The sequence below is a fragment of the Trebonia sp. genome (assembly GCF_049794275.1).
Classification (GTDB): domain Bacteria; phylum Actinomycetota; class Actinomycetes; order Streptosporangiales; family Streptosporangiaceae; genus Trebonia.
In genome coordinates this window covers 1-1,667 of the sequence record NZ_JBARCR010000197.1, presented here as the reverse complement: position 1 = coordinate 1,667, position 1,667 = coordinate 1, and the positions used below count along the sequence as shown (strand labels likewise).

The 1,667-nt window shown below is 67.1% G+C and carries 1 protein-coding gene; it reads right to left on the bottom strand.

The annotated features are described in order from the left end of the window. Positions 1 to 1,366 (bottom strand): amino acid permease (locus tag WA805_RS05650; RefSeq protein ID WP_425238719.1); only part of this gene is annotated, 1,366 nt, incomplete at its 3' end. Positions 1,367 to 1,667: the final 301 nt, after the last annotated feature.

Genomic DNA, 1,667 nt, shown 5'->3' with positions numbered 1-1,667 from the left:
TCGGCGACACGGTGGGCAGCATGAACAGCACGAAGATGAAGGCCACCCAGACGCACGCGATGATCCCGATCGGGCGCGACCACCGGCCGAGCTGCCACGGGCCGGCCTTGAAGCGGGACCCGAGCCGCAGCCGCAGGAACGTGGGCATCACGTAGGCGACGTAGAGCCCGATCACCGCGATCGAGGTCACGGCGACGTACGCGGTGTTGTTCCACAGGTACGGCAGGCCCAGGATGAGCGCGCCGCCCGCCGCCAGCCAGATCGCGTTGGTCGGGGTCCGCGTCTTCGGGTTGACCCGATGCCAGAACTGGCTGCCGGGCAGCGCGCCGTCGCGGGAGAACGCGTAGATCATTCGCGAGTTCGCGGTGACCGACGACATCCCGCAGAACAGCTGTGCGCCGATCACGACCAGCAGCAGGAGCTTGGCGCCGGTATTGCCCAGCGCCTGAATAAAGACCTGCGCGGCGGGCACCGAGGCGCTGGCCGCGCCGGAGTAGTTCTGGATGGCGAACGTGATCCCGATCAGCAGCAGCCAGCCGGCGAACAGCGACACCACGATCGAGGTGACGATGCCGCGCGGCCCGGCAGTTGCGGCGGATTTCGTCTCCTCGGTCATATGCGCCGACGCGTCGTACCCGGTGAACGTGTACTGGGCGAGCAGCAGGCCGAGCAGCAGCACGTAGAACTTGGCGCCCCAGCCGGTGTTGTTGACGAAGTGCCCGAACACCCAGGACGCCGACTGGTGGTGCGACGGCACGAACGCCAGCACGCTGACGATGATGAGCACGCCGATGATGTGCCACCAGACGCTGACGTTGTTGAGTATCGCGACGAGCCGGACGCCGAACTGGTTGACCACGCCGTGCAGCAGGAGGATCGCGGCGAACAGCACGATCGTGTGCCACGGGCGGGTGTCGTAGCCCCATTGCAGATCGAGCAGCGCGTTGAGGAAGAACGCCGCGCCGAAGTCGATGCCCGCGGTCACCGCGACCTGGCCGAGGAAGTTGAACCAGCCGGTGAACCACGACCACGCGGCCGGGTTGCGCGGCGCGAGCTTCGCCGACCAGTAGTACAGGCCGCCGGCCGTCGGGAAGCTGGAGCACACCTCGGCCATAGCCAGCCCGACGAACAGCGTCATCACGCCGACGAACGGCCAGCCCCAGGTGATGATCACCGGCCCGCCCGAGTTCAGGCCCGTCCCGTACAGGGTCAGGCAGCCGGACAGGATGGAGATGATCGTGAAAGAGACGGCGAAGTTGCTGAAGCCGGACATGTGCCGGCGTAGTTCCTGTGCATAACCCAGCTCATGCAGCCGCTGCTGATCGTCGGTGATCACCGCTGGCGCTGTGGTCTCATCAGCCGACACGGGGCCTCCCGGCGTCCGGTTTAAAGAGGCACCATGCCCCCCCACTTAGGAGAATTGACGCATCACGTATCGGATGATGTCAAGATCATCCGAATGTGTACGCATGGGGCGGCGCCATCAGCACCGGCCCGGGCGCCTCGCTGGAGCGCGGTACGAGTAGATTCGACCGGGTAGGGAGGAGCGACGCGTGACCATCGCCGCACTGCTGGTCTGGATGTGCACCGCCGCCGCGGGCGGCTACCTGCTGGCGACGCGCGCCCGCCCCGCTGACGCCGGGCCCGCGGCCGAACCAGAGCCGCAG